The sequence below is a fragment of the Halomonas maura genome, assembly GCF_030409305.1.
Lineage (GTDB): Bacteria > Pseudomonadota > Gammaproteobacteria > Pseudomonadales > Halomonadaceae > Halomonas > Halomonas maura.
In genome coordinates this window covers 150,012-167,006 of sequence record NZ_JAUFPQ010000012.1, presented here as the reverse complement: position 1 = coordinate 167,006, position 16,995 = coordinate 150,012, and the positions used below count along the sequence as shown (strand labels likewise).

At 68.5% G+C, this 16,995-nt stretch carries 15 protein-coding genes; 1 reads left to right on the top strand and 14 read right to left on the bottom strand.

From position 1 onward, the window contains the following. Positions 1–29: 29 nt before the first annotated feature. The 9 genes from QWY76_RS06210 to tdh form a co-directional block, all read right to left on the bottom strand. A complete protein-coding gene (locus QWY76_RS06210; protein ID WP_290310239.1) occupies positions 30–1,322 on the bottom strand; it encodes an NAD(P)/FAD-dependent oxidoreductase in 1,293 nt (430 codons plus the stop codon). Between the two features lie 323 nt (positions 1,323–1,645). After that, the gene (locus tag QWY76_RS06205) at positions 1,646–3,013 is read right to left on the bottom strand and encodes a glutamine synthetase family protein (protein WP_290310238.1); all 1,368 of its coding nucleotides are present in this window, start codon (positions 3,011–3,013) and stop codon (positions 1,646–1,648) included. A gap of 54 nt (positions 3,014–3,067) precedes the next feature. Beyond that, positions 3,068–4,132 carry an ABC transporter substrate-binding protein gene (locus QWY76_RS06200; protein WP_290310237.1) on the bottom strand — a complete coding sequence of 355 codons (1,065 nt, stop codon included), beginning with the start codon at positions 4,130–4,132 and terminating at the stop codon, positions 3,068–3,070. Positions 4,133–4,170: 38 nt separating this feature from the next. Further along, positions 4,171–4,968 carry an ABC transporter permease gene (locus tag QWY76_RS06195; protein WP_290310236.1) on the bottom strand — a complete coding sequence of 266 codons (798 nt, stop codon included), beginning with the start codon at positions 4,966–4,968 and terminating at the stop codon, positions 4,171–4,173. Beyond that, positions 4,965–5,888 (bottom strand): ABC transporter permease, encoded by a 924-nt coding sequence (locus tag QWY76_RS06190; protein WP_290310235.1) that lies wholly within the window; start codon positions 5,886–5,888, stop codon positions 4,965–4,967. The genes QWY76_RS06195 and QWY76_RS06190 overlap by 4 nt, the downstream gene beginning before the upstream one ends. 10 nt (positions 5,889–5,898) lie before the next feature. Further along, positions 5,899–7,029, bottom strand: coding sequence for an ABC transporter ATP-binding protein (locus QWY76_RS06185; RefSeq protein WP_290310234.1), 1,131 nt, complete (start codon positions 7,027–7,029; stop codon positions 5,899–5,901). 35 nt (positions 7,030–7,064) lie between these two features. Then, positions 7,065–8,354 carry an NAD(P)/FAD-dependent oxidoreductase gene (locus QWY76_RS06180; RefSeq protein ID WP_290310233.1) on the bottom strand — a complete coding sequence of 430 codons (1,290 nt, stop codon included), beginning with the start codon at positions 8,352–8,354 and terminating at the stop codon, positions 7,065–7,067. Positions 8,355–8,867: 513 nt separating this feature from the next. Next, on the bottom strand, positions 8,868–10,085 hold the full coding sequence (gene kbl, locus QWY76_RS06175; protein WP_290310232.1) for a glycine C-acetyltransferase: 1,218 nt from the start codon (positions 10,083–10,085) through the stop codon (positions 8,868–8,870). Positions 10,086–10,390: 305 nt separating this feature from the next. Continuing rightward, a complete protein-coding gene (gene tdh, locus QWY76_RS06170; protein ID WP_290310231.1) occupies positions 10,391–11,416 on the bottom strand; it encodes an L-threonine 3-dehydrogenase in 1,026 nt (341 codons plus the stop codon). A gap of 152 nt (positions 11,417–11,568) precedes the next feature. Here tdh and QWY76_RS06165 point away from each other — a divergent pair, with 152 nt between their 5' ends. Continuing rightward, the gene (locus QWY76_RS06165) at positions 11,569–12,144 is read left to right on the top strand and encodes a helix-turn-helix domain-containing protein (protein WP_290310230.1); all 576 of its coding nucleotides are present in this window, start codon (positions 11,569–11,571) and stop codon (positions 12,142–12,144) included. Positions 12,145–12,227: 83 nt separating this feature from the next. On the opposite strand, the gene QWY76_RS06160 is transcribed toward QWY76_RS06165, so the two are convergent. From QWY76_RS06160 to hemA, 5 genes are all read right to left on the bottom strand, one after another. After that, positions 12,228–12,974, bottom strand: coding sequence for a HesA/MoeB/ThiF family protein (locus tag QWY76_RS06160; protein WP_290310366.1), 747 nt, complete (start codon positions 12,972–12,974; stop codon positions 12,228–12,230). Positions 12,975–12,982: 8 nt separating this feature from the next. Continuing rightward, positions 12,983–13,483 carry an Lrp/AsnC ligand binding domain-containing protein gene (locus QWY76_RS06155; protein WP_290310229.1) on the bottom strand — a complete coding sequence of 167 codons (501 nt, stop codon included), beginning with the start codon at positions 13,481–13,483 and terminating at the stop codon, positions 12,983–12,985. Between the two features lie 180 nt (positions 13,484–13,663). Then, positions 13,664–14,497, bottom strand: coding sequence for a peptide chain release factor N(5)-glutamine methyltransferase (gene prmC / locus QWY76_RS06150; RefSeq protein WP_290310228.1), 834 nt, complete (start codon positions 14,495–14,497; stop codon positions 13,664–13,666). Continuing rightward, positions 14,497–15,588 carry a peptide chain release factor 1 gene (gene prfA / locus QWY76_RS06145; protein ID WP_290310227.1) on the bottom strand — a complete coding sequence of 364 codons (1,092 nt, stop codon included), beginning with the start codon at positions 15,586–15,588 and terminating at the stop codon, positions 14,497–14,499. Before prfA ends, prmC begins: the two co-directional genes overlap by 1 nt. Positions 15,589–15,702: 114 nt before the next feature. Then, positions 15,703–16,971, bottom strand: a complete 1,269-nt coding sequence (gene hemA / locus QWY76_RS06140; RefSeq protein WP_290310226.1) for a glutamyl-tRNA reductase — start codon at positions 16,969–16,971, stop codon at positions 15,703–15,705. Positions 16,972–16,995 lie beyond the last annotated feature (24 nt).

Genomic DNA, 16,995 nt, shown 5'->3' with positions numbered 1-16,995 from the left:
CATCCCGGTGGGGAAGCAGTAATGAGCGACTAGATGCCCAGGCGGTCGCGGGTCGCGTAGTACCAGGCGCCCATGGCCGAGAGCGGCACCCGCAGCATCCGCCCGCCCGGGAACGGCAGGTGCGGCAGGCCGGCGAAGGCGTCGAAGCGGTCCTCGCGGCCGGTCATGGCCTCGGCGATCAGGCGCCCGGCCAGGTGGGTGCAGGTCACGCCGTGGCCGGAATAGCCCTGGGCGTAGTAGACGTTGTCGTTGAGCACCCCGAACTGCGGCAGCCGATTGAGCGTCATCAGGAAGGTGCCGCTCCAGGCGTAGTCGACCCGCACCTCCGCGAGGCCCGGGAAGGTCTTCTCCATCTTGGGCCGGATGACCGCCTCGATGTCGGCGGGGTCCTGGCCGCCGTAGTTGACGCCGCCGCCATAGATCAGGCGGTGGTCGGCGGTCAGCCGGAAGTAGTCCAGCAGGTAGTTGCAGTCCTCGACGGCGAGGTTGTTGGGCAGCAGTGCGCGGGCGCGGTCCTCGCCCAGCGGCTCGGTGGTGATGATCTGGGTGCCGCAGGGCATGGACTTGCCTTCCAGCGCCGGCATGATGCCCTGGTGGTAGGCGTTGCCGGCCATCACCACTCGCTCGGCCCGTACCTCGCCGCGGGGCGTGGCGAGGCGCACCGGCTGGCCGTGCGCGACGGCCGTCACCGGTGTGCGCTCAAAGATCACGCCCCCCAGGGACTCGAGCGCCGCGGCCTGGCCCAGCACCAGGTTGAGCGGATGGAGGTGGCCGCCGGAGTGGTCCACCAGCGCGCCCACGTAGCGGTCGGAGGTCACCTCGCGCTTGACCGCCTCGCCCTCCAGCAGCTCGAGCTCGCGGTGGCCGTAGCGCTCCCAGAGCGCCTGGTGCTCGACCAGCCCCTGCATCTGCCGGGCGTTGCAGGCGGCAAACAGGTTGCCGTCGCGCAGGTCGCAGTCGATGGCGTAGCGCTCGATGCGCTCGCGGATGATGCGATTGCCCTCGAAGGCCATGTCGCCCAGCGCGCGGGCCGTGTCGGCGCCGTACTTGGCCTCGATGACGTCCATGTCGCGGCTGTAGCTGTTGACGATCTGGCCGCCGTTGCGCCCGGAGGCCCCGAAGCCCACCCGGGCCGCCTCCAGCACCACCACCCGGTGGCCCTGCTCGGCCAGGTGCAGGGCCGCGGAGATGCCGGTGAAGCCGGCCCCCACCACGCAGATGTCGCAGCTCACCTCGCCCTCCAGGGCGGGCCGCTCGGGGGTCGGATTGGCGGTGGCGGCGTACCAGGATGCGACGTGCTCCGACTCGTTCGGGACGCTCATGAGGCCTCCTTGATGGTTATTTTATTCAACACACGAACCCCATGATACGGCCAAACCACCGGAATATCCAAGACTTCAGCCATGCTTTTCTTTCCATGCGATTGACAGCCCATACGCAAAAGGGCGCCGGCATGGCCGGCGCCCTTGGCGCGCACGAGGGATGAGTCCGAGAACCGGAGCAGGTGCTCGCGCTCCCGGGAGCCGATCACCGGGAAGCCTAGACCCGGAGCAGCAGCTGCTCGCGCTCCCGGGAGCAGATCACCGGGAAGCCTAGACCCGGAGCAGCAGCTGCTCGCGCTCCCGGGAGCTGATCACCTGGAAGCCTAGACCCGGAGCAGCAGGTGCTCGCGCTCCCAGGAGCTGATCACCTGGAAGTACTCGCGGTGCTCGGCGCGCTTGACGGCCAGGTAGCTGTTGGTGAAGCGCTCGCCGAGGATGTCGCCCAGCGGCTTGCAGTCGTGCAGCAGGTCCAGCGCCGGGCCGATATCGTCGGGCAGCTTGTTGCCGCTCGACCAGGCCGAACCGACCATCGGCGGGCGCGGCTCGAGCTGGCCGAGCATGCCCAGGTAGCCGCAGGCGAGCGAGGCCGCCATCACCAGGTAGGGGTTGGCGTCTGCGCCGGCCAGGCGGTTCTCGACGCGGGTCGCCTCGGCGGACGAGACCGGCACCCGCAGGCCCACGGTGCGGTTGTCGGTGCCCCACTCGACGTTGATCGGCGCCGAGCCGCTGGTCTCGCTGCGCATCAGGCGCCGATAGGAGTTGACGTTGGGCGCCAGCAGCGGCATGGCGGCCGGCAGGTAGCGCTGCAGGCCACCGATGAAGTGGTGGAAGAGCTTGCTCGGCGTGCCGTCCTCGCCGGCGAAGACGTTGCGCCCGCTCTCCACGTCCAGCAGGCTCTGGTGAAGATGCATCGAGCTGCCCGGCTCGCCCGCCATCGGCTTGGCCATGAAGGTGGCGTACATGCCGTGGCGCAGCGCCGTCTCGCGCAGGGTGCGCTTGAACATCACCACCTGGTCGGCCAGCGTGAGCGGGTCGCCATGCTGGAAGTTGACCTCCATCTGGCCGGCCCCCTCCTCGTGGATCAGGGTATCCAGGTCCAGGTTCATGGCCTCGCAGTAGTCGTACATCTCCTCGAACAGCGGGTCGAACTCGTTGACCGCGTCGATGGAGAACGACTGCCGGCTGCTCTCCTGGCGGCCGGTGCGGCCGATCGGCGGCTCCAGGGGATAGTCCGAGTCGGTGTTGGTCTTGACCAGGAAGAACTCGACCTCGGGGGCCACCACCGGCTTCCAGCCGCGCGCCTCGTAGAGCGCCAGCACCCGCTTGAGCACGTGGCGCGGGGCCAGCTCGACCGGCTCGCCGGTCAGGTAGTGGCAGTCGTGGATGATCTGGGCGGTGGGATCCTCCGCCCAGGGCACCAGGTAGATGGCATTGGGATCCGGGACCAGCTCCATGTCGCGCTCGGCGGGGTTCCAGAAGTGGATGTCCTCGTCGTCGGGATAGCCCCCGGTGACGGTCTGGATGAAGATCGAGTCCGGCAGCCGGGGACGCCCCCCGCCCAGGTACTTGCTCGCGGGCATGATCTTGCCCTTGAGGATGCCGGTGAGGTCGGTGACCAGGCACTCGACCTCGGTGATGCCGCGGGTCTGGAACCAGTCATTGAAGAGCGGCTGCTCCTGGCGGTTACTCATGGGATATTCCTTCGCTCTGGGGTGGGGCCCCGGCGATGGCCGGGGCCCTTTGTCTCACCGCGCCTGGACCTCGGCCCACAGCTGCTGGAAGGTCTGCAGCTGCTGGCCTTCCAGGCTGGGGGTGAAGCGCAGACGCTCCATGTCGGCTTCACTGGGCTGCACCGGCGGCTGGGTCAGCACCTCGTCGAGATGCGGCACGGCCGCGGCATTGGGACTGGCGTAGTAGTTGTAGTTGGAGAGCTGGGCGCCGATCTCGGCATCCAGGATGAAGTCGATGAACTTGTGGGCCAGCTCGGGATTAGGCGCCTGGGCGGGGATCATCATGGCGTCCACCCACTTCTCGGCCCCCTCGTCGGGGATCATGAACTCCAGGTTGGCGAAGGAGTCCGGGTTCTCCTCCTTGAAGTAGAGGAAGTCGCCGTTGTAGGAGAGGCCGGCGTGGGTCACTCCGCGGGCCAGCTGCTGCAGCGCCGGGGTGCCGTCGGAGAAGCCGCTGAAGGTGTCGCGGTTCTTGGTCTCGATCAGCAGCCGGGCGGCCTCCTTCCAGGCGTCCATGTCGCTGCAGTCGTAGCCGTTGCCAAGGAAGGCGCAGGCGCCGCCCATGGTCACCTGGCCATCGCCCATCAGCGCGAAGGGATGCTGCGGGTTGACCTCCGGGTCGAACAGCAGCGACCAGCTCTTGGGCGCGTCGGGGAAGGTCTCGGCGTTGTAGATGATGCCGGTGGTGCCCCACTGGTAGGGGGCGCTGTACTGGCCGCCGGGATCGTAGCTCGGGTCCTGGAACTGCTCCATGACATTGCCGAGGTTGTCGAGCCTGGCCTTGTCCAGCGGCTGGACCAGGCCGGTCTCGATCAGCCGCGGGATGTAGTAGTTGGACGGCACGATGATGTCGTACTGGGAGACGCCCCCGGCGTTGAGCTTGGCGAACATCTCGGGCAGCGAATTGAAGTAGTTCTGCACCACCTCGACATCGTACTTGTCCTCGAAGGCCTCGATGATCGCGGGGTCCATGTACTCGGTCCAGTTGAACAGGTAGAGCTTGCCCTCCTCGGCCTGGGCCTGGCCGGCCAGGGCCAGCCCGCCCAGCGACAGAGCCAGTGCGATCTTGTTGATTTTCATGATGCTCTCCTCGATTCCCTTGGGGATGGTGGTGCCGGTCAGGTCAGCCGGCGGCGACTGAATGCAAGACTGATGGTGGCGGCGACGGCCACGGCGCCGATCATCAGCGCGGCGATGGCGTTGATCTCCGGCGAGACCCCCTTCTTGATGGCGCCCCAGATGTAGATCGGCAGGGTCGCGCTCTCCGGTCCCGAGGTGAAGAAGCTGATGACGAAGTCATCGATGGACAGGGTAAAGGAGAGGAAGAAGGCGGAAATCAACGCGGGCTTGATGGTCGGCAGCATGAAGTGCACCACCCGCTTGAGCGGCGTCGCATAGAGGTCCTTGGCGGCCTCGAACAGCGTCGGGTCCAGGCCCACGAAGCGCGAGTAGACGATCAGCGCGACGAAGGGGATCTGGAAGGTCACGTGGGCGATGATCATGGTGCCGAGCCCCGGCTGGAGCAGGCCGGTCCAGTCATGGATCTGCACGAAGAAGGCCATCTCGGAGATGCCGAAGACGATGTCGGGGAGCACGATCGGCAGGTAGATCAGCACGATCAGCCAGCCGAGCTTGCGATGCCGGTGCCGGTACATGCCGTAGCCGATCAGGCAGCCGATGGCCAGCGCGATCACCGAGGAGGTGATGGCCAGTACCATGCTGTTGGCGAAGGCCGAGAGGATCTCCTCGTTGCCCAGCAGCCGGTGGTACCAGCGCCACGAGAAGCCGGAGAAGCTGGCCGCGCTGTTGGAGGCGTTGAAGGAGAACAGCACCACCACCGCCAGCGGCAGGTAGAGGAAGGCCACGGTCAGCCACCAGAAGCCGGTCAGGCCGCGTTGCAGGGTCCGCTTTCTCATATCACCACCTCCTCGCCGCCACCCAGGCGCTTGCCGATGCGACGCATGGCGAACAGCCCCACGAAGGTGGCGATCAGCATCAGGATCGCGCCGGCCGCGCCCAGCGGCCAGTTGGCGCCGCCGGAGAACTGCGTGGCCACCAGGTTGCCGAGCATCATGCCCTTGCCGCCGCCGAGCAGCTCCGGGATCACGTACATGCCGAAGGCCGGGATCGCCACCAGCACGATGCCCGCCAGCAGCCCCGGCAGGGTCTGGGGGAAGACCGCGTGCCAGAAGGCCCGCACCGGCGAGGCATAGAGGTCCTGGGCGGCCTCCACCTGGGCGGTATCGAGCTTCTCGAAGGCCGCGTAGAGCGGCAGCACCATGAACGGCAGGAAGTTGTAGACCAGCCCCAGGGTGACCGCGAAGTTGGAGGGATAGAGCCCCATGTTGGGGGCGATCAGGCCCAGGCTCTCGGCGAGGCCGGACAGCGGCGTGCCCGGGGCCAGCAGGTTCATCCAGCCGAAGGTGCGGATGACCTGGTTGGTCCAGGAGGGCACCACCACCAGCAGCAGCATGATCGGCCGCCACTTCTCGCGACAGGTGGTGATGTAGTAGGCGATCGGATAGGCCACCAGCACCACCAGCCCGGTGGAGATCAGGGTCTGCCACAGCGAGCGGAGCAGGGTGTAGAGGTTGCCCGGGCTCCAGCCCAGGAAGCCGAAGCCGGCCAGCCGCTTGAACGACTCCAGCGACAGCGGCATCTCCGGCAGCCCGTAGGGGCCGTTGCTCATGAAGGCCACGCCCATCAGGTAGGCGCTGGGCAGGACCAGGAAGACGATGATCCAGGACGCCCCGGGGGCCACGGTGAACAGCAGGTGCCGGGCCTCACGGACCATGGCACGACTGCGCGCGGTAGGCGTTACGCCGGTATAGGACATGTCCGCCTCCTCACTCGCCCAGGGTGACCAGGTCTTCCGGCGCCACCACCACCGTGACCCGGTCGCCCACGTCGGGCAGGTGCCGGCCGCGGTTGTTCACCGTGGCCTGCAGGGTGGTCTCGCCGATCTCCAGGCGGAACTCGGCGTGGCTGCCGCGATAGAGGCGCTCGGCCACGACCGCCTGGAGGTGGTTGGCGCCCTCCACCGCGCCCGGCAACAGGTCCAGGGTCTCGGGGCGGATCAGCAGCAACTCGCCCTCGCCGCCTTCCTCGGCGGTCAGCTCGCCCAGCGCCGTGGACAGCCGGTCGCCATGGCGGGCGCTGACCGGGTAGAGGTTGTCGTGGCCCATGAAGCGGGCGACGAAGGCGTTGACCGGCCGCTCGTAGACTTCCCGCGGTGCGCCGACCTGCTGGATGTTGCCGCCGTTGAGCACGGCGATGCGGTCGGACATGACCATCGCCTCCTGCTGGTCATGGGTGACGAAGACGAAGGTCATGCCGAGGCGCTTCTGCACCCGCAGCAGCTCGACCTGAAGCTGGCTGCGCAGGCCGGCATCCAGCGCCGACAGCGGCTCGTCGAGGAGCAGCACGTCGGGCTCGCAGACCAGGGCCCGGGCCAGGGCGATGCGCTGGCGCTGGCCGCCGGAGAGCTGGTCGACGCGCCGCTCGACGAGATCACCGAGCTTGATGAAGCCGGCGATCTCGTCGACCTTGGCGTTGCGCTTCGCCGCCGGGAGGCCCCGCATCTTCAGGCCGAAGGCCAGGTTCTCGCGCACCGAGAGGTGCGGGAAGAGCGCGTAGGACTGAAAGACGGTATTGACGCTGCGACGGTGCGGCGGCACCTCGGTGACCGTCTTGCCACCCACCACCAGCGAGCCGGCATCGGGCTCCTCGAGGCCGGCGAGGATGCGCAGCAGGGTGGTCTTGCCGCAGCCGGACGGCCCCAGCAGGGTGAAGAACTCGCCGGCCTGGATCTCCAGGTCGACCCCATCGAGCGCCACGGTGTCGCGCCCGAACCGCTTGTGCAGTCCCTGCATCTCGATCGATGACGCCTTGCGGGTGGCGGCCTCCTGTTGCCGCTCCGCGGTGGCCGGGGTCGCACCCGGCTGGTCGGCGACATCCGCCGTGATGGTCTCGCTCATGGGGGGCCCTCTTCGGTTGTCGGCGGTATCGGCTCTCAGAGCCGGTCACGCAGTTTGTAGAAATGGGTGGCCAGCACCAACAGTGGCTTGCGCAGGGCGCGGCCACCGGGAAACTGGCGATGCGGCATGGCGGCGAAGGCGTCGAAGCGCTCGCTCTGGCCGGCGATGGCCTCGGCCAGCAGCTTGCCGGCCAGTCCCGCCAGGGCCATGCCGTGGCCGGAGTAGCCCTGGGCATAGAAGAGGTTCGCGCCCAGGCGGCCGAAGTCAGGTGCCCGGTTCAGGGTGATGGCCACGTCGCCACCCCAGCGGTAGTCGATGGGCACTCCCTCGAGCACCGGGAAGAGTCGCGCGATCTTGGCGTCCATGCGGGCCTGCAGACGCGGAGGCTCCCGTCCATCGTAGCTGACCTCTCCCCCGTAGATGAGGCGGCGATCCGCGGACAGGCGGTAGTAGTCGAGCACGAAGTTGGCGTCCGACAGGGCATCGTTGCGCGGCAGTACCCGGGCCGCCTGGTCGGCGCCGAGGGGGGCGGTGGCGATCATGTAGTTGGCGGCGCGCATCACCCGGCCCGACAGCTCCGGCACCAGGCCGCCGTGATAGGCGTTGGTCGCCAGCACCAGGAAGTCCGCGGTGACGCGGCCACCGTCGGTGACCACGGTGGCCGGCGTGCCGCGGCGGATCTCCCGGGCGGCGCTGCGGGCATGCAGCCGCACCCCGGCGCGCTGGGCGGCCCGGGCCAGGCCCAGGGTATAGTTGAGGGGATGCAGGTGGCCGCCCTCCCGATCGCGCAGGGCCGCGGGATAGGCATCGGTGACCACGTGCTGGCGCAGGGCGTCACCCTCCAGCCACTCCAGGGCCGGATAGCCGTAGTCCCGGGCCAGGTGCTCGCGGAACGCCTCGAGCTCCCTGACGTGGCGCGGCTTGACCGCGGCATGCAGGTAGCCCCAGGCCAGCTCGCAGGGAATGGCATGGCGCTCGATCAGCTCGGCGGTGAGGCGAACGGCCTCACGACTCATCTCCCAGATCTCCCGGGCCCGGGTCAGGCCCAGGGCCTGCTCGACGGTGCCGATATCGGTGCCGAGTCCGGGCAGTATCTGGCCGCCGCTGCGGCCGGAGGCCCCGTGCCCCACCTCGCCGGCTTCCAGCAGGACCACCGAGTAGCCGCGCTCGGCCAGGTGCAGGGCGGCCGAACAGCCGGTAACCCCGCCGCCGATCACGCAGACATCGGCGCGGACCTCGCCTTCCAGGGGGCCGCTGGGCTCGAGCTCGACGGCGATGGAATCGCGATACCAGGAGGCCGGGCCGTCGATGGAAGAGCTGCGCATACGTCACTTCCTGTTATTGTTGTTGAATACTTTGACCGCGAATCGTCTGCACGGGGTCCCGCTTCCGACCACGATCCGCTCACCCCTAGTCTGACACCACCTGCCGGCATGATGTCAAGTATTCAACACCTGCCCCGGCAAGAAAAATCGATAAACACCTATTATCATGAACTTATGCAATCCAACAGGAGCATGTCGTCAAGAAAAAGCTGTCGCACCACCCCTTGAATACCGGCCCCGCCGCGGGCGGGGACGGCCCTGCCACGGACGGCGACGAACGTTGAATATACGATAACCCGACACGGCTTGGCCCGGAGCGGCCACGAACCGCTCGACGCAGGCAATTGATTATCTTTGCTGAATCGAGGCCGACCAGGCAGCCACCGGCAAGGCCGGATGCAAGGGGAAACGGCCCGGAAGGGAGTGCCTCACCACCTGGCGAGGGTCGGCGGGGCGGCATCAGGAGGGGCGCCGCACCGGCGGCGCCCCGAGGATCATCGCGGGGATCCCATGCTAGGCGCTGTCGCCCAGTCCCAGGCGTTGCTTGACCCTTCCGAAGGCTTCCAGGGCGGCCTCCAGGTCCTCGCGGGTCAGGGCCGCCGAGACCTGGGTGCGGATGCGCGCCTTGTCCTTGGGCACCACCGGGTAGGAGAAGGCGATCACGTAGACGCCCTCCGCCAGCATCGCCTCGGCGAAACGCGCCGCCAGGGCGGCGTCGTGGAGCATCACCGGCACGATGGGGTGCTCGCCGGGCAGCAGTTCGAAGCCCAGGTCCTCGAGCCCCTGGCGGAAGAAGGCGGTGTTCGCCTTCAGTCGGTCACGCAACTCGCTGGACTCGCCGGCGAGTTCGAGGGCCTTGAGCGCCCCGGCGACCACCGGCGGCGCCACGGTGTTGGAGAACAGGTAGGGCCGCGAGCGCTGGCGCAGCAGCTCGACGATCTCCTGGCGGGCGCTGGTGTAGCCGCCGCTGGCGCCGCCCAGGGCCTTGCCCAGGGTGCCGGTGAGGATATCCACCCGGTCCAGGCAGCCGCGGTACTCGTGGGTGCCGCGGCCGCCCTCCCCCAGAAAGCCGGTGGCGTGGCAGTCGTCGACATGTACCAGGGCCTGGTAGCGCTCGGCCAGGTCGCAGATCTCGTCCAGCCGGGCGATATAGCCGTCCATGGAGAAGACGCCGTCGGTGGTGATCAGCTTGTAGCGCGCGCCCGCGGCATCGGCGGCCTGCAGCTGGGCCTCCAGGTCGGCCATGTCGCTGTTGCGGTAACGGTAGCGCCGGGCCTTGCACAGCCGCACCCCGTCGATGATGCTCGCGTGGTTGAGCTCGTCGGAGATCACCGCATCCTCGGGGCCCAGCAGGGTCTCGAAGAGGCCGCCGTTGGCGTCGAAGCACGACGGGTAGAGGATGGTGTCCTGGGTGCCGAGGAACTCGCTGAGCCTGGCCTCGAGGGTCTTGTGCAGGGTCTGGGTGCCGCAGATGAAGCGCACCGAGGCCAGCCCGTAGCCCCACTCCTCCAGGCCGGCCATGGCGGCCGCCTTGACCTCGGGGTGCTGGGCGAGTCCCAGGTAGTTGTTGGCGCAGAGGTTGAGGACCTCGCGCTCTTGACCTCCCCCAGTCCGCCCAACGCCCACATGGGCGCCCTGGGGCGTGGAAAGCTCGCGCTCGCGCTTGGTCAGGCCGGCCGCGTCGATGGCCGCGAGCTCGTCGCGCAGATGCCGTTGAAAGTCGCCGTACATGATGTCGTGTCCTTCTCGTTCCGTCGGCCCACCCCTAAGGTGGTGTGGTTTCCAGACCAGATGAGCGCCGGGGCAAGGCGAAGCGCGGGTCTTTTGACCATGGGCGAGGCGGAAAGTGAAGAACGTCCAGAGAATGTTCTTCCCGCCGAGCGGGCTGGCCACGGATGGTCAGCCCAGGCCCTGCAAGCGACGCAGGATGCGTTAGCGATGCAGGGCAAAAGTAGCGCCCATGGTGGGGTTTACAGCGCCCTCGCGCAGGCTTGACGCCGGGACAGCTCATCACCTCCCTCGAGCAGAGAAGCCTCTCAGTCCCAGTTCAGGATCACCTTGCTGGCCTCCCCGGCCAGCATGGCCTGGAAGCCCTGCTCGAAGTCGCTGTAGGGCAGTCGGTGGGTGATCACCGGCGAGATGTCCATCCCCGATTCCACCAGCACCGACATCTTGTACCAGGTCTCGTACATCTCCCGGCCATAGACCCCCTTGATCGTCAGCATGTTGAAGATCACGGTATTCCAGTCGATAGCCAGCTCCTCGGTGGGGATGCCGAGCATCGCCACCCGGCCGCCATGGCACATGTTGGCGAGCAGGTCCTGGAAGGCCGCGGGGCTGCCGGACATCTCCAGGCCGACGTCGAAGCCCTCGGTCATGCCCAGCGAGCGCTGCACCTCGGCCAGGCTCTCCTCGGCGACATTGACGGTGCGCGTCGCGCCCAGCGTCTCGGCCAGCGCCAGGCGCCGGGGATTGAGATCGGTGATCACCACATGGCGCGCCCCGGCGTGGCGGCACACGGCCGCGGCCATGGCGCCGATCGGCCCCGCCCCGGTGATCAGCACGTCCTCGCCCAGCACATCGAACTGCAGGGCGGTGTGCACGGCATTGCCCAGCGGATCGAACAGCGCCGCCACGTCCAGGTCGATGCCGGGGCGGTGCTCCCAGACGTTGGACATGGGCAGGACCACGTACTCGGCGAAGGCGCCCGGGCGGTTGACGCCGATTCCCCGGGTATGGGCACACAGGTGGCGGCGACCCGCCAGGCAGTTGCGGCAGCGCCCGCAGACCACGTGCCCCTCTCCCGAGACGATCTGGCCGGGATGGAAGTCGTTGACGTTGGAGCCCACCTCGACGATCTCGCCGACGAACTCGTGGCCGACGACCATGGGCACCGGGATGGTCTGCTGCGCCCAGTGATCCCAGTTGTAGATATGCAGGTCGGTGCCGCAGATGGCCGTGCGCTTGACCCGTACCAGCACGTCGTTGATGCCGACCTCCGGTGCGGGCACGTCCTCGAGCCATAGCCCCGGCGCCGCCTCTCGCTTGACCAGTGCCTTCATTTCACCTCCTCGATGCCGGGAATGAACTTCCTCCCTGGCAATCCTTGCCTGAATGCTTACCATGAAGGAATTAATTCCAGCATAGTGGATGATATCCACTATGCAAGAATTTATTCCTAGATAGTGGATATCCCGGAAGGACTCACGCAGCCATGAAGGAACCGACAACGCCTGACGACGGCGGCCAGCTGCTCGGCGTTCGCGTCAGCGAGCTGCGCAAGCGGCGCGGCCTGACCCTGGACCAGCTGGCCTCCGCCTGCGGGGTCAGCCGCTCGATGCTCAGCCAGATCGAACGCGGCCGCGCCAACCCGACCCTGGCGGTGACCCTGCGCATCGCCCAGGCCTTCGGCCTGAGCATCGGCGACCTGGTCGACCAGCCGTGGACGGCCTCCAGCATCGAGGTGGTGCGCGGCGACGACGCCACCCACCTGTTCCGCGACGACCGGGAGTGCCGTATCCGCACCCTGTCGCCGCTGCATCTCGAGAAGCATGTCGAATTCTACGAGTTGCGCATCGCCCCCCATGCCAGCCTGCGCAGCGCCCCGCATTTCGAGGGCACACGGGAATTATTGACCATTACCCGCGGCAGCGCCCGGGTGGTCGCCGGCGACAACGAGTGCCGGCTGGCCACGGGGGATTCGGCGCACTACCACGCCGACCTGCAGCACATCATCGAGAACGCCAGCGATGAGGAGCTGCTGGCCTTCCTGGTGGTCACCTATGAGTAGGGCCCCGGCCTATGGTGGCCAACGGTGATGGGGCGAGCAGGCGACGACACGGCGAGGGTGCCGCGAAGCAAGGAACCGGGGCCTCAGCCGCCGCACACCGGGCAGGCCGGGTCCCGCGGCACGCGGAAATGCCGCCATTGACCGGTGAGGCCGTCGAAGGTGGAGAGCCCCTGGTGCCCCCGGCCGGCCCCGCTGACCAGCTTGAGTGCCTCGAGGGCCTGGAAGCAGCCGATCAGTCCGACCAGCGGTGCCACCACGCCGTTCTCGGCGCAGCGCAGCTCCTCGTCGGCGCCCTCCCCCGGCGGATACAGGCAGGCGTAGCAGGGTGACTCGGGATCCCGGGGATCGAAGACCGCCAGCTGGCCGGAGAAGCGGATGGCCGCCCCGGAGACCAGTGGCACGCCGGCCTCGCGGCAGGCGGCATTGATGGCATAGCGGCTCTCGAAGCGGTCGGTACAGTCGAGGACCACGTCGGCCTCGGCGGCCGCGGCCGCCAGGGTCTCGGCCTCGAGACGCGCGGTCACCGCCCTGACGTCGCAATCCGGGTTGACCGCCAGGGCCGCCTCCCGGGCCGACTCCGCCTTGGCACGGCCGAGATCGGCCATGCCGTGGGCGATCTGGCGCTGCAGGTTGGACAGCTCCACCCTATCGTCGTCGGCCAGGGTCAGCCGACCCAGGCCCGCCGCGGCGAGATACAGGGCCACCGGCGAGCCGAGGCCGCCGGCGCCCACCACCAGGGCGTGGCCGGCCAGCAGGCGTTCCTGGCCGTCGATGTCGATCTGCTCGAGCATGATCTGACGGCTGTAGCGCAACAGCGCCTCGTCGTTCATCAAGGGACTCACTTCTCGTCGAACTCCTCGATGTCCGGGACATTCAGCGTGAAGTCCTCCTTGACCTCTTCCATGACCACGTAGCTCTTGGACTCCTTGACCCCGGGAAGGGTCAGGACCACGTCGCCGAGCAGCTGGCGATAGGCCGACATCTCGGGGATGCGGCACTTGAGGATATAGTCGAACTGCCCCGACACCAGATGGCATTCCTGGATCTGGGGCAGCTTGGCCACCGCACGGCGGAACTCGTCGAACACCGAGGGCGACTGGGTCTCCAGACTGATCTCGACGAACACCAGCAGGTTGGCGCGCAGCGCTCGGGGATCGAGCAGTGCCTTGTAGCCGCGGATCACCCCGGAGCGCTCCAGGCGCTTGACGCGCTCCAGACAGGGCGTGGTGGAGAGCCCCACCTGGGAGGCGAGGTCCACGTAGGAAATGCGGGCATTCTCCTGCAGGCAACGCAGGATCTTGAGGTCGATACGGTCGAGCGAGCGGGTCTTGGTTTTCATTGTCGTCCTGGCTGGCGCGCCGGAAAGCAGTGAGTCTCCGGCCGCCGCGGCGGAGTCTTCGCCTGAAAATCACCGTAAATCGGATGATTGATGGTATTCACTCACGAAAAGGCGGCGGCCAATGGCGTTTTTTACTGTTATCAGGTGTAACACAGCCACCGGTCCGGCTCCAGCCCCGCCTCAACGAGATCCCAGGCTGACTCGCTCGTGGCCGGCGAGATCGGTGCGGCTGGTCACGGCCGCATAGCCGCCGGCGCACAGCGCCTCGCGCACCGCCGGCCCCTGGGTCGCGCCATGTTCCAACAGCAGCCAGCCCCCCGGGACGAGGTGTCGGCGGGACGCCTCGATCAGGTGATACAGGTCGGCGAGGCCCTCGTCGGCGGCCACCAGGGCGCTGCGCGGCTCGAAGCGCACGTCGCCCTGGCTCAGATGGGGGTCGTCATCGGCCAGGTAGGGCGGATTGGCCACGATCAGCGCGAAGCGTTCGCCGGTGAGGGCCGCGAACCAGTCGCTGGCCCGGAAATCGGCGTTGCCGATCCCCAGGCGCGTGGCGTTGTGCCGGGCCAGGGCCACCGCCTCGCGGCGCAGGTCGACGCCGACCACCGTCCAGGCCGGGCGCTCGGAGGCGAAGGCCAGGGCCACCGCGCCGGTGCCGGTGCCCAGGTCGAGCAGCCGGCCCGAGGCCTCGGGCGCCAGGGCCAGCGCCGCCTCCACCAGCGTCTCGGTATCCGGCCGGGGGATCAGCGTGCTCGGCGAGGTGGCCAGGGACAGCCCCCAGAACTCCCGCTCCCCGGTGAGATGCGCCACCGGCCGGCCGTCCTCCCGCGCCGCGACCAGGGCTTCGAAGCGCACCGCGGCGTCGGCTGCGGCGTCGCGATCCCCCCAGGTATACAGCCAGGTCCGGTCGACCCCCAGCACGTGGCACAGCAACACCTCGGCGTCGAGACGGGCACTGGGAGAGCCGGCGGCCTCGAGCCGGCGGCTGGCGTCACGCAACAGCTCGTCCAGGCGCATCAGGCCTCCTGCTGGAGGGCGGCCAGCTGCTCGGCCTGATACTCGTGGATCAGCGGCTCGATGACCTCGTCGAGCTGCTCGCCGCCGACCACTTCGCCCAGCTTGTAGAGGGTCAGGTTGATGCGGTGGTCGGTGACCCGTCCCTGGGGGAAGTTATAGGTGCGGATGCGCTCGCTGCGATCGCCCGAGCCCACCAGCGAGCGCCGCTCGTCGGCCTGTTGCCGGCGCTGGCTGTCCTGGGCCGCCTGCTTGAGGCGGGCGGCGAGCAGCGACATGGCCTTGGCGCGGTTCTTGTGCTGGCTGCGTTCCTCCTGGCACTCCACCACCACCCCGCTGGGCAGGTGGGTGATGCGGATGGCCGAGTCGGTGGTGTTGACGTGCTGGCCGCCGGCCCCGCTGGACCGGTAGGTGTCGACGCGCAGGTCGCCGGGGTTGATGTCGACCTCGCCGACCTCGGCGGCCTCGGGCATCACCGCCACGGTGCAGGCCGAGGTATGGATGCGGCCCTGGGACTCGGTGGCCGGGACCCGCTGCACCCGGTGGGCGCCGGACTCGAACTTGAGCCGGGCGTAGACCCCCTCGCCCTTGACCCGCGAGATGATTTCCTTGTAGCCGCCCTGGTCGCCGTGGCTGGCACTGATGACCTCGACCTTCCAGCCGTGCTGCTCGGCGTAGCGCGAGTACATGCGGAAGAGGTCGCCGGCGAACAGGGCCGCCTCGTCGCCGCCGGTGCCGGCGCGGATCTCCAGGAAGACGTTGCCGGCATCGTCCGGGTCGCGGGGCACCAGCAGCTGCTTGAGCCGCTCCTCCAGCGCGGCGCGGCGCTCGCGGCCCTCGTCGCGCTCCATCTCGGCCAGCTCGCGCATCTCGGCGTCCGCATCGTCGACCAGCGCCTCGGCGGCCTCGATGTCGCCCTCCACGCGCCGGTACTCGCGCCACGCCTCCACCAGGGCATCGAGCTCGGCGTACTCGCGGGAATAGTCGCGGAAGCGCGCCTGGTCGGTGATCACCTCGGGGTCGGCCAGCAAGGCGGCGAGCTCCTCGAAGCGCTCGGCAAAGGCATCGAGACGCTGACGCAGGGAAGCTTTCATCAACGGAGTCCTATCGGCAAGTATCGGAATCGAAAGGCACGCCCGGCGGGAGCACGGGAGCCATCGGCACGCGCGTCGCCACGCTGACGCAGGAATGCCTTCATCGTCGGGTCCCTAGCGGGACGTCTTGGCGGCGTCATCCAGCAACAGCTCGGCGGCGGCGTCCAACAGCTCCTGGCGCTCGTCGCTGGCGGCCTCGCGCAGTGCCACCGTCGGCCGGTGCAGCAGCCGGTTGGTCAACTGGTGGGCCAGGCGTTCCACCACCCCGGCGGGATCCTCGCCCCGGGCCAGGCGTGCCAGCGCCTGATCGCGGGCCTGGTCGCGCAGCGTCTCGCCCCGGGCACGGACGTCGCGGATCAGCTCGCCGCCACTGCGCAGGCGGCGCTCGTACAGCCAACGGCCGACGCCATGCTCGATCAGCGACTCGGCGTGGTCCGCGGCGACCTGGCGGTGGCGACGGTTCTCCTCGATGACCTCCTCGAGGTCATCGACGGTATAGAGGAAGACATCGGAGAGCTCGCCTACCTCGGGCTCGATGTCCCGGGGCACGGCGATATCGACCATGAACACCGGGCGGTGGCGCCGGCGCTTGAGGGCCCGCTCCACCATGCCCTTGCCGAGGATCGGCAAGGGCGCCGCGGTGGAGGCGATGACGATGTCGGCCTGGACCAGCGCCTCGGGGATCTCGTCCAGGGTGATGGCCCCACCGCCCAGGGGGCCGGCCAGCTGCTCGGCGCGTTCCCGGGTGCGGTTGGCCACCGTCAGTTGCTTCACCCCGGCCTCGTGGAGATGGCGTGCGACCAGCTCGATGGTCTCGCCGGCGCCGATCAACAGCGCCCGGGAGCGCGAGAAGTCGTCGAAGATCCGGCTGGCCAGGCTGACCGCGGCGTAGGCCACCGAGACGGGGTTGCGCCCGATGCCGGTCTCGGTGCGGACCTGCTTGGCCACGGCGAAGGTCTGCTGGAAGAGGCACTCCAGCTCGCCGCCCATCCCCCTGGCGCGCCGCGCCACCTGATAGGCATCCTTGAGCTGACCAAGGATCTGCGGCTCGCCCAGCACCATGGAATCCAGGCCCACGGCCACTCGCATCAGGTGGCGGGCGGCCTCGTTATCCAGGAAGTGGTAGGCACAGCTCGTCAGTGCCTCGACCTCGAGGCCATGGAACCGGCCCAGCCACTCGAGGATCGCCCGCTCGCCGGCCTCGCCGGTGACGCAATACAACTCCGTGCGATTGCAGGTGGAGAGCACGGCGGCCTCCTGCACCCCGGGCAGGACGCGCAGCTCGGCCAGCGCCGACTCCAGCTGGGTCGGCGTGAAGGCAACCTGTTCGCGCACCTCGACGGTCGCGGTCCGGTGGTTGATTCCCAGGGCAAGCAGCGTCATGCGTGTCGGCGTCTTCGGGTAGTG

Coding starts and splice junctions, on each gene's coding strand:
- QWY76_RS06210 (WP_290310239.1), bottom strand. CDS start 1,322: ATGAGCGTCCCGAACGAGTCGGAGCACGTCGCATCCTGGTACGCCGCC.
- QWY76_RS06205 (WP_290310238.1), bottom strand. CDS start 3,013: ATGAGTAACCGCCAGGAGCAGCCGCTCTTCAATGACTGGTTCCAGACC.
- QWY76_RS06200 (WP_290310237.1), bottom strand. CDS start 4,132: ATGAAAATCAACAAGATCGCACTGGCTCTGTCGCTGGGCGGGCTGGCC.
- QWY76_RS06195 (WP_290310236.1), bottom strand. CDS start 4,968: ATGAGAAAGCGGACCCTGCAACGCGGCCTGACCGGCTTCTGGTGGCTG.
- QWY76_RS06190 (WP_290310235.1), bottom strand. CDS start 5,888: ATGTCCTATACCGGCGTAACGCCTACCGCGCGCAGTCGTGCCATGGTC.
- QWY76_RS06185 (WP_290310234.1), bottom strand. CDS start 7,029: ATGAGCGAGACCATCACGGCGGATGTCGCCGACCAGCCGGGTGCGACC.
- QWY76_RS06180 (WP_290310233.1), bottom strand. CDS start 8,354: ATGCGCAGCTCTTCCATCGACGGCCCGGCCTCCTGGTATCGCGATTCC.
- kbl (WP_290310232.1), bottom strand. CDS start 10,085: ATGTACGGCGACTTTCAACGGCATCTGCGCGACGAGCTCGCGGCCATC.
- tdh (WP_290310231.1), bottom strand. CDS start 11,416: ATGAAGGCACTGGTCAAGCGAGAGGCGGCGCCGGGGCTATGGCTCGAG.
- QWY76_RS06165 (WP_290310230.1), top strand. CDS start 11,569: ATGAAGGAACCGACAACGCCTGACGACGGCGGCCAGCTGCTCGGCGTT.
- QWY76_RS06160 (WP_290310366.1), bottom strand. CDS start 12,974: ATGAACGACGAGGCGCTGTTGCGCTACAGCCGTCAGATCATGCTCGAG.
- QWY76_RS06155 (WP_290310229.1), bottom strand. CDS start 13,483: ATGAAAACCAAGACCCGCTCGCTCGACCGTATCGACCTCAAGATCCTG.
- prmC (WP_290310228.1), bottom strand. CDS start 14,497: ATGCGCCTGGACGAGCTGTTGCGTGACGCCAGCCGCCGGCTCGAGGCC.
- prfA (WP_290310227.1), bottom strand. CDS start 15,588: ATGAAAGCTTCCCTGCGTCAGCGTCTCGATGCCTTTGCCGAGCGCTTC.
- hemA (WP_290310226.1), bottom strand. CDS start 16,971: ATGACGCTGCTTGCCCTGGGAATCAACCACCGGACCGCGACCGTCGAG.